The sequence below is a fragment of the Mycobacterium sp. UM_WGJ genome (assembly GCF_000455125.1).
GTDB lineage: Bacteria > Actinomycetota > Actinomycetes > Mycobacteriales > Mycobacteriaceae > Mycobacterium.
This window is the reverse complement of record NZ_AUWR01000036.1, coordinates 33,614-58,182: the sequence shown is the minus strand read 5'-3', so window position 1 is coordinate 58,182 and position 24,569 is coordinate 33,614. Positions and strand designations below refer to the sequence as shown.

Below are 24,569 nucleotides of genomic sequence, written 5' to 3'. Positions count from 1 at the left end.
CACGCCGGGGGGATTCATCGCCTACTGTGCGAAATCAGCAGATCGTCACGCTGGGACTGGAGAGGCCGATGACTGATTGGGTATGGACGCGTTCTCGCCGATGGGTTGGGCGCTTCGTCGTCACCACTGCCAAAGCCGTCTCGGCCGGGGCTGCCGCGGGCATCGTCCTCGCCTGTGCACCGATGGCCTGGGCCGACCCGGAGCCCTCAACTCAGCAGGAGCCGGCCGAGAACCAGGAACAGCAGGACGAACAGCAGCAGAAGGGATTCTCGCCGCCGCGGCCCGATGCTCCCGACAACAACCCATCCAACAACAACCCGTCCAACGCCAACCCGCCGAACAACCCCACCAACAACGATGCCTCCAAGAAGGGCGACCTGGCGGACAAGAACTGCTGGATGTACAGCACCGGTCCCGAATGGTTCGCGCCCGGCGCCATGCCCAGGCCGGGGCTTCCCGGGGAGAAGGTCTGGCCCTGCTATTACGTGGCCGGTCTGACGCCGCACTAGGACTCCACTATCCAAGGCAACGCATATCGCGGGTTGGACCGCCGATCTCCCCTCATGAAAGTGCCGGTGTTCTATCGGTGGAACCAACGGGGAGAGCGCTATTGGGCGAGGTATCCCCCGTCGACGGGCAACACGGCTCCGGTGATGAAGGAGGCGTCGTCGGAAGCGAGGAAGACGATGGCGCTGGCAACTTCGGCCGGTTCGCCGATACGGCCCATCGGGTGCATGCGTTCGACCGCCGCCACATACTCTGAGCCCCCCGGCTCCTCCGGCAACCGTTTGACTCGCTCGGTGCGAATCGTTCCGGGGGCAACAGCGTTGACTCTGATTCCCCGGTCGGCCCACTCGACCGCCAAGTGCTTGGTCAAACCGGTGGCGATGAACTTGGCCGGCCCGTAGGCCGCCTGTCGCTTCTGCCCGGCCAGTCCCGAGATCGACGAGAGGCACACGATCGCGCCGCCGCCGGTTGACAGCATTGCCTCGATTGCGTATTTGCACGTGAGGAACATGCCGCGGCCGTCGATGGCCATCACGTTGTCCCAGTCGGTGGCGGTCACTTCTTGCGCATCGCCGAGCGGGATGATGCCGGCGTTGGCGACCAGCACATCGAGCCGTCCGAAGCGGTCGATCGCCGCGCCGATCATTCGTTTCGCGTCGCTCTGGACCGAGACGTCGCCGACGACGGTCTCAACCTGCGCCCCGGCGTGCCGCAGTTCCTCGGCGAGCGCCAGCAGCGGCTCGCCTTGAATGTCAGTCACGACCAGACGCGCACCTTCGCGTGCGAAGAGCACGGCGGTGGCCCGACCGATGCCAAGGGCTGCCCCGGTGATCACCGCCGACTTTCCCAGCAGGCGTCCTCGTGCGTCGGCTGCGCCGTCGGTCATCTGCGCGTCATCTCGGTCAACACCGTTCCTACTTCCTTGTGCGCCGAGCTTTCAACGCGACAGATGTCCACTCGATTTCGCGTGAGCGCATGACGGTGCGCAGCGCTGGCACACATCACGATCGAGGCCTCGCCACAGGGCGGGACGCGAACAGGATAAGCCCCAGCGGATCATCTCATCGGCGCAATCGCCACCGTGCAGGTGTAAGCGAGCGCCAGGTGCCTCGGTTGAGGTTGAGCTGGAACGGGGACGGGCCAGGACTTTTCGTCCTGGCCCGTCCCGCTTCGGTGGAGCTGCCGGGAATCGAACCCGGGTCCTACGGCATTCCCTCAAGACTTCTCCGTGCGCAGTTCGCTATGCCTCTACTTGGATCTCCCGGTCACGCGAACCAGCCGAGATGACGATCCCAGTCGCTGTTGGTGTCCCGATAAATCCCGCGACCGGACGTATCGGTGGATCCCTCTAGTCGATGCCAGGGTCCGGGCCGAGGGAGCTCCCGGTCTGACAGGCCCGCCTCGCTTAGGCAGCGAGGGCGAAGTCGCTCTGGAGAGCGACCTTAGCCGGCGTAAGTGCCTTGGCGCTTACTTGTTTACAGCGACGCTTACGGTGGTCTCCTGCCTGCACCGGCACGCTTCCCTTGATTCGACACACGCAGTCGAAACCTTTCAGCCCCCTGTCTTGGGTGATTGCCGCCGACCCTCGGCGGACACTTCATGGTACGCGTTTCCAACGACAGACCGACGCCTGTTCATTCCATCGGCGCCGCACCGTCACCGCGCGGTGATCATCGCCACCGCCACCGCAGCCAGCACCATGCCGAGCACCTGTCCGCGGTGCACCCGCTCACGCAGCACCACGATGGCCAGCACCACCGTCACCGCGGGGAACAGCGAAATCAGCACGCTGGCCAACGCCAGGTCCGAGCCGCGCAGCGCGAGCAGCATCGCGACATTGGCTGCGGTGTCCGACAGCCCCGCCACCAGCGCCAGCTTCAACGGCCTGCCCGTGGGCAACCGCAATTCACGCGCCCCGGTCGCCGCACTGAACACCAGCACCGCGGCGGCCACCCGCGCGAACGCCAACGGCCACAGCCCGGAGTCGTCCGGCGCCTCGTGGATGAACACGAAGTCCAACCCGAACGCCATACCGGCGCCCACGGTCAGCCAAGCCACCTTGCGGGTGAAGCGGTGCGGCCGGACGTCCTCGTCGGTGGCCTGCCGGCTCACCAGGACCACCGCCAACAGCGCCAGCACAATCCCGCCATCGGCCACCGTGCCGGGCCGCTCCCCCTGGATCAAGCCGATCCCCACCGGAACCCCGGCCGTCAGCACCGCCGAAATCGGAGACACCACCGCGATGGGCCCGGCACCCAACGCGGCGTAGAACCACCAGCCACCCAGCCCCAGCGCCACACCGGAGGCCAGGCCCCAGCCGATCGCACCCGCAGGAATCGGTCCGCCCACCGCAATGGCGAGCGTGCCCAGCAACACCAGCGCCACCGGGTAGGACACCAACACCACCCGCAGGGCGGGTACGCGACGCGCGGCGAGGCCACCGACGAAATCGCTGACCCCGAACCCGGCCGCTGACAACAGCGCCAGGACGGCGCCGGTCACATGCCCTTGGCGCGCCGACCCAGCGCCCGGGTCACTTCGCGCTGCGCATCACGCTTGGCGAGGTCCTGCCGCTTGTCGTGGGCCTGCTTACCGCGTGCCAATGCCAATTCGACCTTGACCTTGCCTTCGGTGAAGTACACCGACAGCGGCACCAGGGTGAGATTGCCGTCGCGGATCTTGCCGATCAGCATGTCGATCTGGCGTCGATGCAACAGCAGCTTGCGCGTGCGTCGCGGCTCGTGATTGGTCCAGGTCCCGTGGTGGTATTCGGGAATGTGCATGTTGCGCAGCCACACTTCGCCGTCATCGACGGTGGCGAACGCATCGACCAGTGAAGCCTGCCCGGCCCGCAGGCTCTTCACCTCGGTGCCCACCAGCGACACCCCAGCCTCGTACACGTCCAGAATCGAGTAGTTGTGGCGCGCTTTGCGATTCGATGCAACGATCTGCTTGTCCGGCTTCTTCTTGCTGCCCTTGTCCGCCGCTTTCTTAGCCATCGCTACCGCCGCACGTACAGCCGAAGCGTCACGTACGCGGTCGCTCCGGCCATCGCCGCGCCCAACAGCAGCAGGATCGGCGAGATGTAGAGGATGTCGGCGTAATCGATCCGCGCGATCAGATGCGCTTGATAGAACTGGCTGAGCGCATTGTCGAGGAACGCCGCTCGCACCACGAGAAGACCGATGATCGCGATGATCACCCCCACCGTCGCGGCCAGCACCGCCTCCACCAGGAACGGCAGCTGGGTGTACCAGCGGCTGGCACCCACCAGACGCATGATGGAGACCTCAGTGCGCCGGGTATAGGCGGCGACCTGAACCATGTTGGCGATCAACAGCACCGCCCCCACCGCCTGCACCAGGGCGACCGCGAACGCAGCACTGCTCAGTCCGTCGAGCACGGCGAACAGCCGGTCGATCAACTTCTTCTGATTGAGCACGCTGAGCACGCCCGGCTGACCCTGCATCGCGGCGTCGAAATCCTTGCTCTGCTCCGGATTCTCCAGCTTGACGATGAACGACGCCGGGAACGAGTCCTTGCTCGCCACATCCTTGAACTCGGGGAACTTACGGATCGCGTCGGCATACGCGTCATCAGAGTTGAGGTAGCGCACCGACTTCACGTCATCGCGGGTCTCGATCTGTTCGCGCAGCGCCTTGCACTCCTGGCCTTCGCAGTTCGGGTCATCGGCAGCGACGTCGGGGTTCAGAAATACCTGCGATTCCACCCGGTCCAGGTAGATGTTGCGGGACTGGTCGGCCAGCCGCACCACCAGCAGGCCGCCGCCGAACAACCCGATCGAGATCGCCGTGGTGAGGATCATCGCCACCGTCATGGTGACGTTACGACGCAGGCCGGTGAGGACTTCGTTGAACAGGAATCCAAAGCGCACGTCAGCGGTCCATCCCGTAAACACCGCGCTGTTCGTCACGCACCAGCCGGCCCAGTGACAGTTCGACGACGCGCTGGCGCATCGAGTCGACGATGTGGTGGTCGTGGGTCGCCATCAGCACCGTGGTTCCGGTGCGGTTGATCCGCTCCAGCAGATCCATGATGTCCTCACTCGTCTCCGGGTCCAGGTTTCCGGTCGGCTCGTCGGCCAGCAGCACCAGGGGCCGGTTGACGAAGGCCCGGGCGATCGCCACCCGCTGTTGCTCACCACCGGACAGCTCACCGGGCAGCCGGTTCGCTTTGCCGGACAACCCGACCATCTCCAGAACCTCGGGGACGACCCGGTTGATCATCTCCGGCTTCTTGCCGATCACCTCGAGCGCGAACGCGACGTTCTCGAACACGGTCTTCTGCTGCAGCAACCGGAAGTCCTGGAACACGCATCCGAGCACCTGCCGCAGGCTGGGGATGTGGCGGCCGGGCAGCTTGTTGACGTGAAACTTCGACACCTGAATGTCACCCGAGGTGGGTGTCTCCTCGGCCAGCAGCAGCCGCATGAACGTCGACTTGCCGGAGCCGGACGGCCCGATCAAGAACACGAACTCGCCCTTGTCGATCTTGACATTGACATTGTCCAGCGCCGGACGGGCCGACGATTTGTACTGCTTGGTGACATGGTCGAGCGTGATCATCACGGCACGAAGTTTAGCCGGGTGAGGCGCCCGGACCGGGCGGGGACGCGGGTGTGGGCGGCACAGGCACGGGCTGGCGAACATCCGGCGGCGCCTCGGGAGCCGGTGGGACCGGTCCGGCTTCCTCCGGCGGCGCCGGGGCGGGCGGCGGACACAGCGGCGGACAGAACGGGAATCCCGGCACCGGCGCCGGCGGCGGTGCACCGGCCGGCGGCTCCGTCGGGGCGGGCGCCTCGGTGGTGGTTGGTGTCGGTGTGACGGTCTCGGTGACCGTCACCGGCGGCTGTTGCAGCTTGGTGCGCGGCACCCACGTGTAGGCCGGGTCGGGGATGAATCCCGGCGGCACCACCTGCGGGGCGGGCGGCGGCGTCGGCTCCGGCCGGTAGGTCTCGTAGACCCACCACACCGCGACGAAGGCGATGATCAGCGCCGCCGTGGACGTGCGGACCCGGCCGCCGAACAGATGCGCCGGCAGTTTCAGTCGCCTGCCGTCTGCCACCTCTGGCTTCTCCGGAACGTCGTCGGGCTTTCTGATGCTGAGTTTCACAGTGTCTCCACCGGCTTCACATCGCCGGCGGTGACCACGCCGGCCGCCGCCAGAGCCCGCACCACCTGGATGCGCAGCCGGCGGCCCACCTCGAATTGTTTCCCGGGAAGGGTGCGAGCCACCATCCGCAGATTGACGACGCCGAGCTCGATGCTCTCCACGCCCATGATCGACGGCTGGTCCAACAGCAGGTCCCGCAGCGGAGCGTCGGCCTCGCGGGCGTTCTCACACACCTGGTGCAGCACCTCGTTGACGCGGGTCAGGTCGGCGGTGGTGGGTACCGGGATGTCGACGACGGCGCGCGCCCAGTCCTTGGACAAGTTCAGCGACCGGACGATGTTGCCGTTCGGCACGTTGTAGACCTCGCCGTTGGGGGTGCGCAGCTTCGTCACCCGCAGCGTGACTTCCTCGACCGTCCCGAGCGCTTCGGTCGGTGCTCCCACCATGGACAGCTGCACCAGATCGCCGAAGCCATACTGCTTTTCGGTGATGATGAAGAATCCACTCAGCAGGTCCTGCACCAGCTTTTGGGCGCCGAAACCGATCGCGCCACCGAGCACCGCGGCCGGCCCCACCAGGGAGCCGACCGGAACGTCGAGGATGCTGGTGATCTGGACGGCGACCATCACGCACAGCAGCACCACCGACAGCCACGAGATCACCGAGGCAACGGCCTGGCGGTGCTTGGAGGCTTCAGACCGCACCAGCGCGTCGCTGGCCGCGAAGCCGCGTTCCAGCCGCCGGGTGACGCGGCGCGCCGCCCAGGTGATGAACCGCGATGCCAGCGCCGCCCCGATCAGCAGCAGGACGATTCGCAAGCCCTTGGTGATGACCCACTCGCCGATCTCACCGCGCCACAAGTCATGCCAGCGCTGCCCCGGAGAGAAAGCCAAGACCATCCGCTTAGTCGCCTTCCGGCCTGTTGCGCCACCGGATTCCGGCTTCGAGGAATCCGTCGATGTCACCGTCGAGCACCGCGGCCGGGTTGCCGACTTCGTACTCGGTACGCAGGTCCTTGACCATCTGGTAGGGGTGCAGCACGTAGGAGCGCATCTGGTTGCCCCACGAACTGCCACCATCGCCTTTGAGCGCGTCCATCTCGGCTCGCTCTTCGGATCGCTTGCGTTCCATCAGCTTGGCCTGCAGCACCCGCATCGCCGAAACCTTGTTCTGCAACTGCGATTTTTCGTTCTGGCAGGTGACCACGATCCCGGTGGGGATGTGGGTGAGCCGCACCGCCGAGTCTGTGGTGTTCACCGACTGTCCGCCCGGCCCGCTGGAGCGGTACACGTCGACCCGCACATCGCCCTCGGGGATGTCGATGTGGTCGGTGGTCTCCACCACCGGCAACACCTCGACCTCGGCGAACGACGTCTGCCGGCGCCCCTGGTTGTCGAACGGGCTGATCCGCACCAGACGGTGGGTGCCCTGCTCCACGGAGAGGGTGCCGTAGGCGAAGGGGGCGTGCACCGCGAAGGTGGCGCTCTTGATCCCGGCCTCTTCGGCGTAGGAGGTGTCGAACACCTCGACGCCGTACTTGTGCTGCTCGGCCCAGCGGATGTACATCCGCATCAGCATCTCGGCCCAGTCCGCGGCGTCCACGCCGCCCGCCCCGGAGCGGATCGTGACCAGCGCCTCGCGCTCGTCGTACTCCCCCGAGAGCAGGGTGCGGACTTCCATCGCGTCGATGTCCTCGCGCAGCCGGGCCAGTTCGGCGTCAGCCTCGGCGACCTCGTCAGCACCGCCTTCTTCAGCCGCCAACTCGTAGAGCACCGGAAGGTCGTCGACGCGCTGGCGCAACTCCTCCACCCGGCGCAGCTCGGCCTGAGCATGCGACAACTCGCTGGTCACCTTCTGGGCGCGGGCTTGGTCGTCCCACAGGTTCGGGTCGGATGCATCGCGTTCGAGATCGCTGATACGGCGGCGCAGGCCATCGACATCGAGCACCCGCTCCACCGTGGTCAAGGTGGCGTCGAGGGCATCGATATCGGGCTGGCGGTCTGGTTCCACGTTTATCGAGGTTACCGGCGGCCATTGGCGTGCGACCTCTAGCATCGGGGTTACGCGGGTGCATGAACGACTTCCGACTCCGAAAGAAGGTTCGAGGATGCGGCCCTACCACGTGGCCATCGTCGGCTCCGGTCCCTCCGGCTACTTCGCTGCGGCATCGCTGCTCAAGCTTGCTGCCGGCGGTGAGGTCGACGTGCGCGTCGACATGCTGGAGATGCTGCCGACGCCGTGGGGCCTGGTGCGCTCGGGTGTGGCGCCGGATCACCCGAAGATCAAGTCGATCAGCGCCCAGTTCGAGAAGACCGCCGCCGATCCACGATTCCGGTTCTACGGCAACGTCACCGTGGGCGAGCACGTCATGCCCGAGGAACTGGCCGAGCGCTACGACGCGGTGATCTACGCAATCGGAGCGCAGTCGAATCGGCAGTTGGGCATTCCCGGGGAGGACCTTCCCGGCAGCGTCGCCGCGGTCGACTTCGTCGGCTGGTACAACGCCCACCCGCACTTCGCCGACCATGCACCCGACTTGACGTGCAAGCGCGCCATCGTGGTCGGCAACGGCAATGTGGCCCTGGACGTGGCCCGCATTCTGGTCAGTCAACCCGACGAACTGCGCCGCACCGACATCGCCGACCACGCGCTGGATCTGCTCAGCCCGCGCGGTGTCGAGGAGGTCGTGATCGTCGGTCGGCGCGGCCCGCTGCAGGCCACGTTCACCAGCCCCGAGCTACGCGAACTCGGCGACCTGAAGGGTCTCGACGACGTCGACGTGGTGATCGACGCCGCCGAGTTCGCCGGGATCACCGACGAGGACATCGAGGCGGCCGCCAAGCATCCCCGGCAGAACGTCAAGGTGCTGCGCACCTACGTCGGGCGCGAAACCCGTCCTGATCACCGCCGGATCGTCTTCCGGTTCTGCACGTCACCGATCGAGATCCGCGGCAACGGCCGGGTTGAGGAAATCGTGTTGGGACGCAACGAGCTGACGACCGACGAGAACGGTTGGGTCAGCGCCAATGACACCGGTGAGCGCGAGGTTCTGCCGGCCCAGTTGGTGGTGCGCTCCGTCGGGTATCGCGGGGTTCCGATGCCGGGATTGCCGTTCGACGATCGCAGCTGCACCATTCCGCACACCGACGGCCGCATCGAAGGCACCAGCAATCAGTACGTGGTCGGATGGATCAAGCGTGGACCTTCCGGGGTGATCGGTTCCAACAAGAGCGATTCGCAGGCCACCGTCGACACGCTCGCCGCAGATCTGGCCTCCCGGGCAGCGCAAGGCGGCCTACCCGATGTCGACACCGACTATGAAGCGCAACTGCACCGTTGGTTGCTGTCTCGCCAGCCGGAACTGGTCACCGCCGAGCACTGGCAGCTGATCGATACCCACGAGCGCTCCACCGGCGAGCCGCACGGCCGCCCCCGGGTCAAGCTGACCAACGTCGCCGAGATGCTGCGGGTCGGGCACGGACCGGGCGCGACCGACTCCTGCCCGGATTGTGATGACGCGGGCCTGACGTCCTACCCGGTGGCATTGCCGGAGTCGCAGTCGCACTGACCGGGAACGTCAGTCGCCGATCGGCCCGATCAGATTCCAGTTGTCCGGATTGCGCGGCGAGTAGCGCACCGGCAGTAGATCGCCCACGCTCGGCCATTTGCTGACATCGACGGCGTAGCGCTGGTAGACCTCGTGCTCATCGACGGTGGGCCCATGCAGGACACCGGTGATGGTGACGTATTGCGGGCCGGTGGCCTCGGGCCGCGGGCTGACGCCGGTGACCAGCACGGTGCCGTCTTGGGCGCCCGAGCCCGGCCCCGAGCGCAGAAAACGCGGCGCGAGGAACACCGCCAGAACCGCCAGTAGCAACAGCAGTGCCCCAAACTCCCACATGTGGTCATGGTAGGACTTTCGCCATGGCGCAGATCAACGACAATCGCGACTCGCAGCTTCATCAAGACCTGACCCTGGCCCTGGGCCTGGCCGACCGGGCGGACGAAATCACCTTGGCGCGGTTCGGTGCGCTTGACCTGCGGGTCGACACCAAGCCCGACCTGACCCCGGTGACCGACGCCGACCAAGCGGTGGAAACCGCCCTGCGCGAGGTCCTGGTCGCCGAGCGTGCCGACGACCAGATCCTCGGCGAGGAATTCGGTGGCACCGCCACTTTCACTGGGCGCCAATGGATTATCGACCCGATCGACGGCACCAAGAACTTCGTGCGCGGGGTGCCGGTGTGGGCCACTCTGATCGCGTTGCTTGAAGACGGCGTCCCGATTCTGGGGGTGGTCAGCGCCCCGGCGTTGCACCGGCGGTGGTGGGCGACGCGCGGTCAGGGCGCGTTCGGGTCCGTCGCCGGCGGCCCGGCCCGGCCGCTGTCGGTCTCCTCGGTGGCCGATGTGGGCTCCTCCAGCCTGACGTTCGCCGGGCTGCCCTACTGGGCCGCGCGCGGCCTGCGGGAGCAGTTCCTGGGGCTGACCGAGGCGGTGTGGCGGGCACGCTCCTACGGCGACTTCTGGGCGTACTGCTTGGTCGCCGAGGGAGCTGTGGACGCAGCCATCGAGCCGGCAGTGTCGGTCTGGGATCTGGCGGCCGTCGACATCCTGGTGCGCGAAGCGGGCGGGGTGTTTACCGACCTGGCCGGTAACCCGGGCCCGCACGGCAACTGCGCCGTGGCCGCCAACCCCACCCTGCACCAGCAGGTGCTGGCGGCCTTGACCCCGCAGTAATCGGGCTACCGGCGGGGGCCGACTGACGACTTCGTCACACCTTACTTTTGAGTTAACTTACTTCGGAGTAAGGTGGTCTCATCGATACCTTCCCATCGAGTGAGGCTCTGACATGACTGATATCGCCCCCGCCACCAACGGCTCAAAGGTCCGGTTGAACAGCCGCGCCAGCGGCGTCGGGTCGGTTCCGCACAAGCGCAGCCCGATCGCAGCCGCCCTGTCGTTCGTCACGCCACTGGTCAGCCAGGACTTTCTGGACCGCTACGGCTTGCGGCAACCGCTCAACCGTGGCCTGAACTACGGCGTCAAGACGGTGTTCTCCGTCGCCGGAGCCTCCACCCGCCAGTTCAAGAAGGTCCAGGGTCTGGGCAAGGCCCCGGCCCGGCTCGGAGCCCCCGCCCGGAGCAAGGGGGGCGACTACTTCGACCTGACGCCCGACGATGACCAGCAGATGATCATCGACACGGTCGAGGAGTTCGCGGCCGAGCTGCTGCGCCCGGCCGCCCACGACGCCGACGAAGCCCTCGACTACCCGCGTGAGCTGCTCGGCAAGGCGGCCGAGTTGGGGATCACGGCGATCAACATCCCGGAGGACTTCGACGGGATCGCCGCACACCGTTCCGCGGTCACCAACGTGCTGGTGGCCGAGGCGCTGGGCTATGGCGACATGAGCCTGGCGCTGCCGATCCTGGCCCCCGGCGGAGTGGCTTCGGCGTTGACCCACTGGGGCAGTGCCGACCAGCAGGCCACCTACCTGCCTGAGTTCGCCGGTGAGAAGGTTCCGCAGGCCTGCGTCGCGATCGTCGAGCCGCACCCGTTGTTCGACCCGACCAACCTCAAGACGACCGCGGTGCGTACGCCCAGCGGCTACCGGCTCGACGGCGTGAAGTCGCTGGTGGTAGCGGCCGCCGACGCCGAGCTGTTCATCGTGGCCGCCCAGCTGAACGGCAATCCCGCACTGTTCATCGTCGAGTCCTCAGCGCCGGGCCTGACGGTCAAGGCCGATCCCAGCATGGGTCTGCGCGCCGCCGCCCTGGGCCAGCTCGAGCTGAACAAGGTGTCGGTCCCCCTCAACGCCCGACTCGGCGAGGACGCCGCGACCGATGCGGACTACTCGCAGGCCATCGCACTGTCCCGGTTGGGCTGGGCGGCGCTTGCGGTCGGCACCAGCCACGCGGTGCTCGACCACGTGATGCCCTACGTCAAGGAGCGCGAGGCGTTCGGCGAGCCGATCGCCAACCGTCAGTCGGTGGCTTTCATGTGCGCCAACATCGCCATCGAGCTCGACGGGCTGCGACTGCTGACCTGGCGCGGCGCGTCGCGGTGCGAACAGGGACTGCCGTTCATCCGAGAGGCTGCGCTGGCCAAGCGGATCGCGACCGACAAGGGCATGCAGATCGGCCTGGACGGGGTACAGCTCCTCGGCGGGCACGGCTACACAAAGGAGCACCCGGTCGAGCGGTGGTACCGGGATCTGCGGGCACTCGGCATCGCCGAGGGTGTCCTGGTCATCTGAGTCTTCTGAGCCACCCAGCCAACTCCGCTGCGAACACGAAAGTCTGATCATGGCAATCAATCTGGAACTGCCCCGTAAAATGCAAGAGGTCATCGAGATGACGCACGCCGGGGCCGCTGAACTGCTGCGCCCCATCTCGCGCAAGTACGACGCGCGCGAGCATGCCTATCCGCTCGAGCTGGACACCCTGGAATCCCTGTTCGACGGGGTCTCGGGCGTCGGCGGCAGTGCGATGGCCGGCGCCGAGGCCTTCCGCGACGCCGGCGCACAGACCGGCAACCGCAACGCCTCCAACATGGCGGCAATGCTGCAGGTGCTCGAGATGAGCTGGGGCGATGTGGCTTTGATGCTGTCGGTCCCCTACCAGGGCCTCGGCAATGCGGCGATCTCCGGTGTGGCCACCGATGAACAGCTCGCTCGACTGGGCAAGGTGTGGGCCGCAATGGCCATCACCGAGCCGAGCTTTGGCTCCGACTCGGCGGCGGTGACCACGACGGCCACCCTCGACGGCGACGAGTACGTGATCAACGGCGAGAAGATCTTCGTCACCGCCGGTTCGCGATGCACCCACATCGTGGTGTGGGCGACCCTGGACAAGGCGCTGGGGCGGGCAGCCATCAAGTCGTTCGTCGTGCCGCGCGAGCACCCCGGTGTGATCGTGGAGCGCTTGGAGCACAAGCTCGGTATCAAGGCCTCCGACACCGCCGTGATCCGGTTCGACAACGCCCGCATCCCCAAGGACAACCTGCTGGGCAGCCCGGAGATCAACACCGAGAAGAGCTTCTCCGGGGTCATGGAGACGTTCGACAACACCCGGCCGATCGTGGCCGCGATGGCGGTCGGGGTCGCGCGCGCCGCACTCGAAGAGCTGCGCAAGATGCTCACCGCCGCGGGCATCGAGATCTCCTATGACAAGCCGGCCCACGCCCAGAGCGCACCGGCCGCGGAATTCCTGCGCATGGAGGCCGACTGGGAGTCGGCGAACCTGCTGACGCTGCGCTCGGCGTGGCAGGCCGACAACAACATCCCCAACTCCAAAGAGGCGTCGATGGGCAAGGCCAAGGCCGGCCGGGTGGCCAGCGACATCACCCTCAAGGCCGTCGAAATGGCCGGCACCCTGGGCTACTCCGAGCAGATGCTGCTGGAGAAGTGGAGCCGCGACTCGAAGATCCTCGACATCTTCGAAGGCACCCAGCAGATTCAGCTGCTGGTGGTGGCCCGCCGGCTGCTGGGCCTGACTTCGGCCGAGCTGAAGTAGCGCACCCGCCCCCTTCCCGCCGAGCAGACGCACAGGCCCCCATCTCCCGCACGGAATGGGGGCTTTTGCGTCTGCTCGCGCACTTGCCCCGGAGATAAACGAAAAGTAATGTTACTTTTACTTTCTTGCGCCTATCCCCGGGAGTCGCCGATGGAATCCTTCGTCCACCTGCGCAAAGGCACCACGCCGCATCGCCTGCACGCCGACCTCGACGGCCTCAAGGACGATGAACTCGGCCGCGGTGGCTTCATCGGCCGCACCGCCAACATGTACCGGCGCAACGACCCGACCGCCTACCGTGCCGAAGGACCACTGCGGCCCGTCGATGTGCTGGCCGCGCTCCTGCAGCCGACCGACGCCACCGACGCCGCCGGCGATCCGCTGCTGCTGTTCAGCAACGCCGACTGCCGCATCCGGCTGTCGCGGCGCTCGGTCCCGATGCCGTTTCACATCCGCTACGTCGACGGCGACCTGCTCTGCTTCGTCCATGCCGGGTCCGGACAGCTGGAAACCGAGTTCGGCCCACTGGACTACCGCGAGGGCGACTGGCTATATCTGCCCAAAGCGACCACCTGGCGACAACTACCCGCGGCCGAAACGACGCTGCTCATGATCGAGGCCACCGACGAGTTCCGGGTTCCACCGCCCGGTCCGCTGGGCCGGCACTTCCCGTTCGACCCTTCCCTGATCGTCATCCCGGATCCAGCCCCCATCGACGACGATGGGCGGGACAGCTACGAGGTCCGGCTGATCCATGACGGCGGCCCGACAACGCTTCACTACCAACACAATCCGATTGACGTCGAGGGCTGGCGCGGCGACAACTTCGCGTTCTCGTTCAACATCGCCGACTACAACGTGGTGACGTCTGACAGCGTGCATCTGCCACCGACGGTGCACCTGTTCATGCAGGCCACCGGGGTCTACGTGATGAACTTCCTGCCCAAACCCGCCGAAGGGGTGGCGGGCACCGAACGCACACCGTGGTATCACCGCAACGTCGACTACGACGAAATCGCCTTCTTCCACGGCGGTTCGCTCTACGGGATTCCGATGCCACCCGGACTGATCAGCCACGCCCCGCAGGGCGTGCATCACGGTGCACCGGAGAAGGCCCGCGAGCGCGCGCGCCGGAAGTTCGACGACTATCAGCGGGTGGACTGGCAGGTCATCGCCATCGACACCCGGCGCCGCCTCATCCCCTCCCCCGAAGTTTTGGCCGCCGACCTAGGACAGCACGCATGACCGCCAAGCACGACTACGACCGAATCCCCTACCTGATCGCCTACCAGAACAACTCGGGCGTCCGTGACGTCTACGGCGGAGTCGCCGAGCTGGTGGTGTTGGAGAGCTACCTGCTGAAGCCGAAGGATGCGCCGAGCGACACCGTGCTGGTGTTCATGCACCCGATCGGCGGCGGCGCCTACCTTCCGATGGTCAATGCGCTGGCCCGCGCCGGTCACCACGTCATCTACTGCAACAGCCGATTCCGCGGCACCGACTCGGCGTTGCTGATGGAGAAGGTGGTCGAAGACCTCGGTCAGTGCATCTCCGACGCCAAGAACCGGCTCGGCTACGCCAAGGTGGTGCTGGCCGGATGGAGCGGCGGAGGTTCGCTGTCACTGTTCTACCAACAGCAGGCACAGCACCCGACGGTGACGGCCAGCCCGTCCGGTGACGGCCCCGACCTCACCAAACTGAACCTGATCCCGGCCGACGGCGTGATGCTGCTGGCCGCCCACATCAGCCGCCACGGCACGCTGACCGAGTGGCTGGACGCGTCCATCCTCGACGAGTCCGACCCGACCAAACGCGACCCGGAACTGGACCTCTACAACCCGGACAACCCCAACCAGCCGCCCTACAGCACGGAGTTCCTGGACCGCTACCGGGCGGCCCAGATCGCCCGCAACCGCCGGATCACCGCCTGGGTCAAGGCGAAGCTGGCCGAGTACACCGAGGCCGGCCTGCCCGATCAGGAGTTCGGGTTCGTCGTACACGGCACCATGGCCGACCCGCGCTGGCTGGATCCCACCGTCGATCCCAACGATCGCACCCCCGGCAGCTGCTATCTGGGCGAGCCCGCGGTGGTGAACATGAGCCCGGTCGGATTGGCGCGATTCTGCACGCTGCGCAGCTGGCTGTCGCAGTGGAGCTACGACGACGCCCACGGCGACGGATTGGACTGCGGAGCAGACATCGCGGTGCCCACCCTGGTGATCGGCAATCTGGCCGACGACGCCTGCACCCCGAGTCACACCCGCCGGCTCTTCGAGGCGATCGGCACCAGCGACAAGGCGATGCACGAGATCCCCGGAGCCAACCACTATTACGCCGGGCCGGATCAGCGTGACGCGCTGCGACAGGCCGTAACGATCGTCACTGATTGGCTGGCCCAGCACGATTTCGTAGGCTCGTCGGCATGAACACCGCTGGTGCGCTGGACGGCATCCGGGTGCTGGAGCTCGGCACGCTGATCTCCGGGCCGTTCGCCGGGCGGCTGCTGGGCGACATGGGTGCCGAGGTCATCAAGATCGAGCTGCCCGGCAAACCCGACCCGCTGCGCACCTGGGGACAGGCCGAGCTCGACGGGCACCACTTCTTCTGGACCGTGCACGCCCGCAACAAGAAGGCCGTCACCCTCGACCTGCGTACCGAGCGCGGCCGCGAGCTGTTCCTGGAGCTCATCGACAAGTCCGACATCGTCGTGGAGAACTTCCGGCCCGGCACGCTGGAGCGCTGGGGGCTGGGCTTCGACATCCTGCGTCAACGCAATAAGGGCATCATCCTGGTGCGGGTCTCCGGTTACGGACAGACCGGACCGGATGCACACAAGGCCGGTTACGCCTCGGTCGCTGAGGCGGCCAGCGGGCTGCGGCACATGAACGGCTTTCCCGGCGGCCCGCCACCGAGGCTGGCCCTGTCTCTCGGTGACAGCCTCGCGGGCATGTTCGCCGCCCAAGGTGCGTTGGCCGCCCTCTACCGTCGCACGGTCACCGGCCAAGGCCAGGTGGTCGACGTCGCCCTCACCGAATCCTGCTTGGCCATCCAGGAATCCACCATCCCCGATTACGACGTCGGCGGCGTGGTCCGCGGACCGTCGGGCACCCGGCTGGAAGGGATCGCCCCGTCGAATATCTACCAGTCGGCCGACGGCAGCTGGGTGGTGATCGCCGCCAACCAGGACAGCGTGTTCGCCCGGCTGTGTCAGGCCATGGGGCGCCCCGAGCTGACAACCGACCCGCGGTTCACCGATCACGGGGCCCGCGGCCGCAATCAGGATGAGTTGGACGCGATCATCGGCGAGTGGGCGGCGCAGCGGGCGCCCGATGCCATCATCGCGACGCTCAGCGACGCCGGCGTGATCTCCGGGCCCATCAACACCGTTGCCGAGGTCGTCAAAGACCCGCAACTGTGGGCGCGCGGCATGCTCGCCGAACACTGGGACGAAGGCGCCGAGCGCACCGTGCTGGGACCCGGCGTCATGCCCGTGCTCTCGGAGAGCCCCGGCACCATCCGCAACGCCGGATCGGCCCGGCCCGGCCAGCACAATGACGAGGTCTACGCCGGCCTGCTCGGCAAGACCAGCGCGCAGATCGACGCCCTACGCACCGAGGGGGTGCTGTGAGCACACTGCCCGCCCAGGTCGCGATCCGCGAAGTCGCGCTGCGCGACGGTCTGCAGATCGAAGCACCGATCCCGTTGAGCGCCAAGCTCGAACTGCTGGCCGCCATCGCCGCCACCGGCGTTCGCGAAGTCGAGGTGACCTCCTTCGTCTCCCCGACCAAAGTCCCGGCCCTCGCCGATGCCGCCGAGCTGGCCGCCGAGCTGTGGCGCTACCCCCAACTCGAGTTCTCCGCACTGGTCGCCAGCCCCGGTGGCGCCGCCCGGGCGGTCGCCGCCGGCCTGAAGTCCATCGAGTACGTGGTGTGCGCCTCGGATGCCTTCAGCACCGCCAACGTCGGGCGCCCCACGGCAGCGGCTGTCGCAGCCATCACCGACATCGCCGGCATCGCCCACGACGCCGGCGCCTCGGTGGAGGTCATCGTCGCCACGGCCTGGGACTGCCCGTTCGACGGTCCGACCGAGCCCGGCCGCGTCACCGACATCGTCGCCTCGGCGACCGCTTTCGGAATCGACCGGCTGGCCATCGCCGACACCATTGGCACCGCCACTCCCCGGCGCGTCACCGACCTGATCGCGGCGGTGCAGCCGATCATCGGCGACATCCCCCTGGGAGCGCACTTCCACAACACCCGCGGCTCCGGGCTGGCCTGCGCCTACGCGGCGATTCAGGCGGGAATCACCCGACTCGACGCCTCAGCCGGCGGCCTGGGCGGCTGTCCGTTCGCCCCGGGTGCCACCGGCAACATCGCCACCGAAGACCTCGTGTACCTGCTCGGTGACTGCGGCATCGACACCGGAATCGATCTGGATGCCGCCATCACCGCGGCCGGCGTGGCCAGCACCGTCGTCGGCCACGGGCTACCCAGCGCCCTGCTGGCCGCCGGAGACCGGAAGCGGGTCTGAGAGCCTCGATGTCGACCCAGCGTGAGCTCAGTTCCAAGGGGCGCCTGACGCGTGGTGCGATCGAGCAAGCCGCCCGAGAACTGTTCGCCGAACGTGGGTTTCACGGCACCACACTGGCCGACATCACGTCGGCCGCCGGAAAGTCGACGGCCGTGTTGTACCGGTACTTCCGCGACAAGGAAGAGCTGCTGGCCGCGCTGGCCGAGTCGTTTCTCACCCAGGTGGTCGAGTCCTCCGGCCTCAAGATGCGACTGCCGGAATCTCCGGAGGACACCGAGTTCTTCTCGTCGGTGGTCAGCGCCTACTGGGCCATGTTCAAGCCGAACATCGGCGTCATGATCGCAGTCGCGCAGCTGGCCGCGACCAGCGAGCGATTCGCCGCGCTGCAGAACGAGTTCCGCCGGTTCGGCATGGAGATCGTCGCCGCCTCGGTGCGGCGGGCACAGCAGCAGGGCTATGGCGTCGAGCTCCATCCCGACCACATCGCGGCGGCCATCGCGCTACTGTTCGAGAATTTCACCGTCGTGTTCGTCGGCCCGTCCGGGCCGGGATGGCGGATCAGTGACAGCGAGGCAATCGAGACGCTGTCGACCATCTGGAGAAAGACCCTGTACGGCCGTGATCACTGACAACTGAAGGAATCGCCATGGATTTCACACTGCCCGAACATCTTCCCGGTGTGCTCGCCGAGATGGACGACTTCATCGAACGCGAGATCGCACCGCTGCAGGCCGAGAACATGCAGTATTTCGACCACCGGCGCGAGTTCGCCCGCACCGACGTGGAACGTGGCGGCATCCCGCGACGTGAGTGGGAAGAACTGCTCGATGAGATGCGCCGCCGCGCCGACGCCGCCGGCTGGCTGCGGTACGGGTTGCCCTCCTCGCTGGGCGGGCGAAACGGAACCAACGTCGACATGGCAGTGATCCGGGAACATCTGGCGCACAAAGGTCTCGGCCTGCACAACGATCTGCAGGACGAGTCCTCGATCGTCGGGAACTTCCCGCAGGTGATCATGATGGAGCGGTTCGGCACCGACGAGCAGCGCCGCGAGTTCTCCGAGGCGATGATCACCGGCGAGCGCTCGATGGCCTTCGGCTTGACCGAACCCGACCATGGTTCGGATGCGACGTGGCTGGAAACCCGCGCCGAACTCGACGGCAACACCTGGGTGATCAACGGTGCCAAGCGGTTCAACACCGGAGTGCATCGGGCCACCCACGATCTGGTGTTCGCCCGCACGTCCGGCGAGGCGGGTTCGGCGCGGGGCATCACCGCATTCCTGGTGCCCACCGACACCCCGGGCTTCACCATCCCGTTCTACTGGTGGACCTTCAACATGCCCACCGACCATGGCGAGGTCGAACTGCGCAACGTGCGAGTTCCGGCCGAAGCGGTGCTCGGCGAAGTCGACGGCGGGTTGGACGTGGCACAGACTTTCCTGCACGAAAACCGGATCCGCCAGGCCGCCTCCAGCCTGGGCGCCGCGCAGTACTGCATCGACCGCGCCGCCGAGTACGCCCGGCAACGCATCGTGTTCGGCAAGCCGCTGTCGGTCAACCAGGCGGTGCAGTGGCCGCTGGCCGAATTGCAGACCGAGGCCCAGATGGTGCGACTGCTGGTCAACTATGCGGCCTGGCACCTGGACCGTGACCACCACCTGGAGGTCTCCGACAAGGTGTCGATGGCCAACTACCGCGCCAACCGGCTGGTGTGCGAAGCCGCCGACCGCGCCATTCAGATCCACGGCGGAATCGGCTACACCCGCCACGAGCAGTTCGAGCACATCTACCGGCATCACCGCCGATACCGGATCACCGAGGGCGCCGAGGAGATCCAGATCCGTCGGGTCGCCCAGCGCCTGTTCGGGTTCGACCGCCGGCGATGACCGCCGACCAGCTCGCCGATCGGCTGGCCGATGTGCTGACGCCGGTGATGGGCCCCGTCGCGGTCGAGGGCCTGCGCGCCCTGACCGGCGGCGCCAGCCGCATCACCTGGGCTTTCGATGCCGTCGCCGACAACCAGGAACGCCGGTCACTGATTCTGCGCACCGGGCCGCTCGAGGAGCTCTACGCCAGCATGGAACTCGAGGCGCAGGCCCAGCACGCCGCAGGCGAGGCCGGCGCTCCCGTTCCGCACGTGTTACTCGCCGATAATTCCCCTGCAGCACTGGGGAATCCGTACCTCATCTGCGACCTGATCGACGGCGAGACGGTGGTTCGCCGCATCGAGCGCCAGCTCGATGACGCCGGAGGCGAACACCTGCTGCGCCAGTGTGCGCGCGCGCTGAGCGCCATCCACCGGGCCGATCCGAGTGGCATCGCACTGAGCACCGACGATCAGCTGGCCGCGTGCCGCGCCCAGCTCGACACCATGCCCGATACCACCGCTGCCTTCGAATGGGCGTTTCGGCGGCTGGCCGCCGATCGTCCATCGCCGGTGCCGAAGCAGCTGGTCCACGGCGATTTCCGGATGGGCAATCTGATGGTCTCCGGCAACGGTGACCTGGCCGCCGTGCTGGACTGGGAGCTGGTGCACCTCGGCGACGGGTGTGAGGACTTGGCCTGGTTCTGTCTCCGGGCCTGGCGGTTCGGTGCGCCCCTGGAGCGCGCCGCCGGTGGGCTCGGCCATATCGACGCCTTCCTGGCCGCCTATGAGCAGGCCGGCGGCGACTGTGCCGTCGACCCGGATCGGTTCGACTGGTGGCTACTGCTGGGCACGCTGCGATGGGGCATCATCTGCCGCTACCAGGCACAGCGTCACCTCAGTGGCCAAACCCGTTCGGTGGAACTGGCGACCATCGGTCGGCGGGTCTCCGAATCCGAATGGGACGTGCTGCGCCTGCTCGATGGAGTGCGGCCATGAGCGCCGGACGCCGCCCCACCGCGGCCGAACTCGTCGCAGCTGTCACCGAATTCCTGGACACCGCGCTGGTGAACCGCGACGGCGATGCCGCCAACGACGGCCAGGTCAGGTTCCACGCCCGGGTGGCGGCCAACGCACTGCGTATCGTCGAACGGGAGTTGCGCGATACCGCCGGTGGCGTCGTGGTCGAGGCCTTGGCCGGGCTGGGTTTCGCCGACGAGGCCGAGCTGGCCGCCGCCATCCGGGCCGGCGACCTCGACGACCGGCCTGAGGCGCTCACCGCCTGCCTGTACACCCTGGTGGAGCATCGGTTGGCGATCGACCATCCGGGATACGCCCAGTAACCGCTAGAGTTCCTGCGCGACAATCACTTCGACGGCGCTGCTCCAAACCTGGTGTATCGACAGGACCTGCGCAGTAGCATCTGGTGCGTGTCCGACTCCAATGCCGCGCTGCGAATCCTTGTCTACAGTGACGACGCCGCGACCCGCGCACGGGTTATGACCGCGTTGGGCAAGCAGCTGCACCCGGACCTACCGGAGCTGACTTATGTCGAGGTCGCGACCGAGCCGGTGGTGATCCGGCAGATGGATGCCGGCGGAATCGACCTGGCGATCCTGGACGGAGAGGCAACCCCGGCCGGCGGGATGGGCATCTGCAAACAGCTCAAAGACGAGATCACGCCCTGCCCGCCGATCCTGGTGCTGACCGGCCGCGCCGACGACGTCTGGCTCGCCAAATGGTCACATGCCGACACCGCGGTGGCCCACCCGATCGACCCGATGGAACTGAGCCGCGCGGTGCTGGGTCTGCTGCGCACGCCGACCCCTGGTTGATACCGCGGTCCCAGCCTCACCTCTCCTGCGTCGAGCCTCGCTGAACCGGCGGGGTTAGGGCAGCCTCAGGACCGAATTCCCCTGTCGCCGTTACCGCTACAGGTGATACCCGTCACAGTTGTCGGCAATTTCGGATTCTTCCCAACCGCCTCGTGGCAGCAGACTAGGCTGTGCCTGAAGTCACATCGGTGCCCGGAAGGGAACTACGTCACTGAGCATGAACCTCTACCTGCCGATCCTGGTCCTCGCCGCGCTCGCCGCCGGTTTCGCCGTATTTTCCGTGGTCGCCACCGCTCTGGTAGGCCCCTCGCGCTACAACCGGTCGAAACTAGAAGCCTACGAGTGCGGCATCGAGCCCACAGACCAGCCGGTCAGCGGTCCGCACGCCCCATCCGGGCAGCGGTTCCCGGTGAAGTACTACCTGACGGCGATGCTGTTCATCGTCTTCGACATCGAGATCGTTTTTCTCTACCCCTGGGCAGTGGCCTTCGACGGGCTTGGAATGTTCGCCCTCATCGAAATGGTGCTGTTCGCCGTCATCGTGTTCGTCGCCTACGCCTACGTCTGGCGGCGCGGCGGCCTGAATTGGGATTGAGCGGGAGTAGGCGGGCTTAGACATGGGATTAGAAGAGCAACTGCCGAGCGGGCTCCTACTGTCCACGGTGGAAGACCTGGCCGGGTACTTCCGCACCGGGTCGCTGTGGCCGGCCACCTTCGGCCTGGCCTGTTGCGCGATCGAGATGATGTCGACGATGGCACCCGACTACGACCTGTCCCGGTTCGGGATGGAGGTTTTCCGGGCCTCACCGCGGCAGGCCGATCTGATGATCGTGGCGGGCCGGGTCAGCCAGAAGATGGCACCGGTGCTGCGCCAGATCTACGACCAGATGGTGGAGCCCAAGTGGGTGCTGTCGATGGGCGTGTGTGCGTCGTCGGGCGGAATGTTCAACAACTACGCGATCGTGCAGGGCGTGGACCATGTCGTCCCGGTCGATATCTACCTGCCTGGGTGTCCGCCCCGGCCGGAGATGCTGATGTACGCAATCCTCAAGCTGCACGAGAAGATTCGCTCAATGCCTTTGGGTGCCAACCGAGAACAGGTGATCACCGCGACCGAGGAGGCCGCCTTGTCGGCGCCGTCCACCTGGCAGATGAGGGGGTTGCTGCGGTGAGCGAGGCAGGCGGCGGGGACCGCGACCGCAACGGGCCCGAAGACCTAATCAAGGTCCGCCACGGCCTGTTCGGCGCGACGGGCACCGGCGACACATCCGGATACGGAGGTCTTGTCACCGAGGCCACGCTCCCCGGCGAGACCCCGCGGCCCTACGGCGGATACTTCGACGAACTTGTCGACACCCTCAGCGTCGCGCTGCAGCGCAACGGAATCGAGTTCACCGACGCCATTGAGAAAGTTGTCGTCTACCGCGATGAACTGACCCTCTACGTTGCACGCGCGCAGCTGCCGGCGGTCGCCCGGCTGCTGCGCGACGAGCCGGAACTGCGCTTCGAGCTGAGCCTCGGAGTCTCCGGTGTGCACTACCCCAGCGACGCCGACCGCGAGTTGCACGCGGTGTATCCGCTGCGATCCATCACCCACAACCGCCGCGTCCGTCTGGAAGTCGTTGCCCCCGACGCGGATCCGCACATTCCTTCGCTCTTCGCCATCTACCCGACCACCGACTGGCATGAGCGGGAGACCTACGACTTTTTCGGGATCATCTTCGACGGCCACCCCTCACTGACCCGAATCGAGATGCCCGACGACTGGCACGGTCACCCGCAGCGCAAGGACTACCCATTGGGCGGCATCCCGGTCGAGTACAAGGGCGCACAGATACCGCCGCCGGACCAGCGGAGGGCTTACAAGTAATGAGCACCGATACACCGCACACCGTTCTCAATGTCGGCGGGCAGGAATGGGATCAGGTGGTCGACGCCGCCAAGGCCGCTGACCCCGGCGAACGCATCGTCGTGAACATGGGGCCCCAGCACCCGTCGACGCACGGCGTGCTGCGGCTGATCCTGGAACTCGAGGGTGAGACCGTCACCGAAGCCCGCTGCGGCATCGGTTATCTGCACACCGGCATCGAGAAGAACCTGGAAAGCCGCTACTGGACCCAGGGCGTCACATTCGTGACCCGGATGGACTACCTGTCGCCGTTCTTCAACGAGACCGCCTACTGCCTCGGGGTAGAGAAACTGCTGGGCATCACCGAAGACATCCCCGAACGCGCCAGCGTCATCCGGGTATTGATGATGGAGCTCAACCGGATGTCCTCGCATCTGGTCGCACTCGCGACCGGTGGCATGGAGCTCGGCGCGCTCTCGGTGATGCTGTTCGGTTTCCGGGAACGCGAGCTGGTACTCGACATCTTCGAGGCGATCACCGGTCTGCGGATGAACCATCAGTACGTCCGGCCCGGCGGGGTGTCGGTGGACCTTCCCGGCGACGCGATCCCCATGATTCGCGACTTCCTCAAGCTGATGCCCAAGCGGCTCAAGGATATCGAGGACCTGCTGACCGAGAACTACATCTGGAAGGCCCGCACCAAAGGCGTGGGCTACCTGGACCTGACCGGGTGCATGGCGCTGGGCATCACCGGACCGGTACTGCGCTCGACGGGCCTGCCCTATGACGTGCGACGTGCGGAACCCTACTGCGGCTACCAGGACTACGAGTTCGAGGTGATCACCGACGACGGCTGTGATGCGTACGGCCGCTACCTGATCCGCATCGCAGAGATCAAGGAGTCCCTGAAAATCGTCGAACAGTGTCTGGACAAGCTGCAGCCCGGCCCGGTGATGGTCTCCGACCGCAAGATCGCCTGGCCGGCCGACCTGACCATCGGCCCGGACGGGCAGGGCAACTCCCGCGAGCACATCGGCTGGATCATGGGCCACTCGATGGAAGGTCTGATCCACCACTTCAAGCGAGTCACCGAGGATCTGTGGGTGCCGCCGGGGCAGGTGTTCGTCTCGGTCGAGTCACCGCGCGGCGAACTGGGGGTGCACATGGTCAGCGACGGCGGTACTCGCCCCTACCGGGTGCACTATCGGGACCCGTCGTTCACCAACCTGCAGGCAGTGGCCGCCATGAGCGAGGGCGGGCTGATCGCCGACGTGATCGCCGCGGTCGCCAGCATCGACCCGGTCATGGGCGGGGTGGACCGGTGAGCGCGCCAGGAGG

Annotated in this window: 26 protein-coding genes, 1 other RNA gene and 1 pseudogene; 18 read left to right on the top strand and 10 right to left on the bottom strand. The window is 66.7% G+C overall.

Annotated elements, in window-relative coordinates; genetic code table 11:
- The first annotated feature begins 68 nt into the window (after positions 1 to 68).
- Positions 69 to 509 carry a hypothetical protein gene (locus N416_RS21615; protein WP_125078215.1) on the top strand — a complete coding sequence of 147 codons (441 nt, stop codon included), beginning with the start codon at positions 69 to 71 and terminating at the stop codon, positions 507 to 509.
- A 98-nt stretch (positions 510 to 607) separates the two neighbouring features.
- Here N416_RS21615 and N416_RS0112710 read toward each other — a convergent pair whose 3' ends face one another.
- The 9 genes from N416_RS0112710 to prfB all read right to left on the bottom strand — a co-directional run bounded on the left by N416_RS0112710 (position 608) and on the right by prfB (position 7,650).
- Positions 608 to 1,393 carry an SDR family NAD(P)-dependent oxidoreductase gene (locus N416_RS0112710; RefSeq protein ID WP_024442489.1) on the bottom strand — a complete coding sequence of 262 codons (786 nt, stop codon included), beginning with the start codon at positions 1,391 to 1,393 and terminating at the stop codon, positions 608 to 610.
- Between the two features lie 285 nt (positions 1,394 to 1,678).
- Positions 1,679 to 2,066: a transfer-messenger RNA gene (ssrA, locus tag N416_RS22625) on the bottom strand.
- Positions 2,067 to 2,163: 97 nt separating this feature from the next.
- Positions 2,164 to 3,009: a DMT family transporter gene (locus tag N416_RS0112705; RefSeq protein WP_231384222.1), complete on the bottom strand. Its 846-nt coding sequence runs from the start codon at positions 3,007 to 3,009 to the stop codon at positions 2,164 to 2,166.
- A complete protein-coding gene (gene smpB, locus N416_RS0112700; RefSeq protein ID WP_024442487.1) occupies positions 3,006 to 3,506 on the bottom strand; it encodes an SsrA-binding protein SmpB in 501 nt (166 codons plus the stop codon). Before smpB ends, N416_RS0112705 begins: the two co-directional genes overlap by 4 nt.
- A 2-nt stretch (positions 3,507 to 3,508) precedes the next feature.
- Positions 3,509 to 4,402, bottom strand: coding sequence for a permease-like cell division protein FtsX (gene ftsX / locus N416_RS0112695; RefSeq protein WP_024442486.1), 894 nt, complete (start codon positions 4,400 to 4,402; stop codon positions 3,509 to 3,511).
- A 1-nt stretch (position 4,403) separates the two neighbouring features.
- Positions 4,404 to 5,093 carry a cell division ATP-binding protein FtsE gene (gene ftsE / locus N416_RS0112690; RefSeq protein ID WP_024442485.1) on the bottom strand — a complete coding sequence of 230 codons (690 nt, stop codon included), beginning with the start codon at positions 5,091 to 5,093 and terminating at the stop codon, positions 4,404 to 4,406.
- A 13-nt stretch (positions 5,094 to 5,106) separates the two neighbouring features.
- Positions 5,107 to 5,592, bottom strand: coding sequence for a hypothetical protein (locus N416_RS0112685; protein ID WP_051190256.1), 486 nt, complete (start codon positions 5,590 to 5,592; stop codon positions 5,107 to 5,109).
- Between the two features lie 44 nt (positions 5,593 to 5,636).
- The gene (locus tag N416_RS0112680) at positions 5,637 to 6,539 is read right to left on the bottom strand and encodes a mechanosensitive ion channel family protein (RefSeq protein ID WP_024442483.1); all 903 of its coding nucleotides are present in this window, start codon (positions 6,537 to 6,539) and stop codon (positions 5,637 to 5,639) included.
- Positions 6,540 to 6,543: 4 nt separating this feature from the next.
- Complete coding sequence (gene prfB / locus N416_RS0112675) at positions 6,544 to 7,650, bottom strand: peptide chain release factor 2 (protein ID WP_024442482.1); 1,107 nt, start codon at positions 7,648 to 7,650, stop codon at positions 6,544 to 6,546.
- A gap of 97 nt (positions 7,651 to 7,747) precedes the next feature.
- On the opposite strand from prfB, the pseudogene N416_RS0112670 reads away from it, so the two are divergent.
- Positions 7,748 to 9,118, top strand: a pseudogene (locus tag N416_RS0112670) (FAD-dependent oxidoreductase); the annotation flags it as partial.
- 99 nt (positions 9,119 to 9,217) lie between these two features.
- Here the strand turns inward: N416_RS0112670 and N416_RS0112665 are convergent.
- Entirely contained in the window at positions 9,218 to 9,541 is a 324-nt protein-coding gene (locus tag N416_RS0112665) for a hypothetical protein (RefSeq protein ID WP_024442480.1), read from the bottom strand.
- A gap of 23 nt (positions 9,542 to 9,564) precedes the next feature.
- On the opposite strand from N416_RS0112665, the gene hisN reads away from it, so the two are divergent.
- From hisN to nuoD, 16 genes are all read left to right on the top strand, one after another.
- A complete protein-coding gene (gene hisN / locus N416_RS0112660; protein ID WP_024442479.1) occupies positions 9,565 to 10,377 on the top strand; it encodes a histidinol-phosphatase in 813 nt (270 codons plus the stop codon).
- Positions 10,378 to 10,489: 112 nt separating this feature from the next.
- Positions 10,490 to 11,893 carry an acyl-CoA dehydrogenase family protein gene (locus tag N416_RS0112655; RefSeq protein WP_024442478.1) on the top strand — a complete coding sequence of 468 codons (1,404 nt, stop codon included), beginning with the start codon at positions 10,490 to 10,492 and terminating at the stop codon, positions 11,891 to 11,893.
- A gap of 49 nt (positions 11,894 to 11,942) precedes the next feature.
- Positions 11,943 to 13,151: an acyl-CoA dehydrogenase family protein gene (locus N416_RS0112650; protein ID WP_024442477.1), complete on the top strand. Its 1,209-nt coding sequence runs from the start codon at positions 11,943 to 11,945 to the stop codon at positions 13,149 to 13,151.
- Between the two features lie 150 nt (positions 13,152 to 13,301).
- Positions 13,302 to 14,396 carry a homogentisate 1,2-dioxygenase gene (locus N416_RS0112645; RefSeq protein WP_024442476.1) on the top strand — a complete coding sequence of 365 codons (1,095 nt, stop codon included), beginning with the start codon at positions 13,302 to 13,304 and terminating at the stop codon, positions 14,394 to 14,396.
- Positions 14,393 to 15,577, top strand: coding sequence for a S9 family peptidase (locus N416_RS0112640; protein WP_024442475.1), 1,185 nt, complete (start codon positions 14,393 to 14,395; stop codon positions 15,575 to 15,577). Before N416_RS0112645 ends, N416_RS0112640 begins: the two co-directional genes overlap by 4 nt.
- Positions 15,574 to 16,779: a CaiB/BaiF CoA-transferase family protein gene (locus N416_RS0112635; protein WP_024442474.1), complete on the top strand. Its 1,206-nt coding sequence runs from the start codon at positions 15,574 to 15,576 to the stop codon at positions 16,777 to 16,779. The genes N416_RS0112640 and N416_RS0112635 overlap by 4 nt, the downstream gene beginning before the upstream one ends.
- Positions 16,776 to 17,681 (top strand): hydroxymethylglutaryl-CoA lyase, encoded by a 906-nt coding sequence (locus N416_RS0112630; protein ID WP_024442473.1) that lies wholly within the window; start codon positions 16,776 to 16,778, stop codon positions 17,679 to 17,681. The genes N416_RS0112635 and N416_RS0112630 overlap by 4 nt, the downstream gene beginning before the upstream one ends.
- Positions 17,682 to 17,689: 8 nt before the next feature.
- A complete protein-coding gene (locus tag N416_RS0112625; RefSeq protein ID WP_024442472.1) occupies positions 17,690 to 18,310 on the top strand; it encodes a TetR/AcrR family transcriptional regulator in 621 nt (206 codons plus the stop codon).
- 17 nt (positions 18,311 to 18,327) lie between these two features.
- Complete coding sequence (locus N416_RS0112620) at positions 18,328 to 19,569, top strand: acyl-CoA dehydrogenase family protein (RefSeq protein ID WP_024442471.1); 1,242 nt, start codon at positions 18,328 to 18,330, stop codon at positions 19,567 to 19,569.
- On the top strand, positions 19,566 to 20,546 hold the full coding sequence (locus N416_RS0112615) for a phosphotransferase family protein (protein ID WP_024442470.1): 981 nt from the start codon (positions 19,566 to 19,568) through the stop codon (positions 20,544 to 20,546). Before N416_RS0112620 ends, N416_RS0112615 begins: the two co-directional genes overlap by 4 nt.
- Entirely contained in the window at positions 20,543 to 20,890 is a 348-nt protein-coding gene (locus N416_RS23250) for a DUF6285 domain-containing protein (protein ID WP_024442469.1), read from the top strand. Before N416_RS0112615 ends, N416_RS23250 begins: the two co-directional genes overlap by 4 nt.
- An 87-nt stretch (positions 20,891 to 20,977) precedes the next feature.
- Entirely contained in the window at positions 20,978 to 21,382 is a 405-nt protein-coding gene (locus N416_RS0112605) for a response regulator transcription factor (protein ID WP_024442468.1), read from the top strand.
- Positions 21,383 to 21,599: 217 nt separating this feature from the next.
- Positions 21,600 to 21,977, top strand: a complete 378-nt coding sequence (locus N416_RS0112600; protein WP_024442467.1) for an NADH-quinone oxidoreductase subunit A — start codon at positions 21,600 to 21,602, stop codon at positions 21,975 to 21,977.
- 22 nt (positions 21,978 to 21,999) lie between these two features.
- On the top strand, positions 22,000 to 22,554 hold the full coding sequence (locus tag N416_RS0112595) for an NADH-quinone oxidoreductase subunit B family protein (RefSeq protein WP_024442466.1): 555 nt from the start codon (positions 22,000 to 22,002) through the stop codon (positions 22,552 to 22,554).
- Entirely contained in the window at positions 22,551 to 23,252 is a 702-nt protein-coding gene (locus N416_RS0112590; protein WP_051190254.1) for an NADH-quinone oxidoreductase subunit C, read from the top strand. Before N416_RS0112595 ends, N416_RS0112590 begins: the two co-directional genes overlap by 4 nt.
- Positions 23,252 to 24,556: an NADH dehydrogenase (quinone) subunit D gene (nuoD, locus tag N416_RS0112585; protein WP_024442464.1), complete on the top strand. Its 1,305-nt coding sequence runs from the start codon at positions 23,252 to 23,254 to the stop codon at positions 24,554 to 24,556. Before N416_RS0112590 ends, nuoD begins: the two co-directional genes overlap by 1 nt.
- Positions 24,557 to 24,569: the final 13 nt, after the last annotated feature.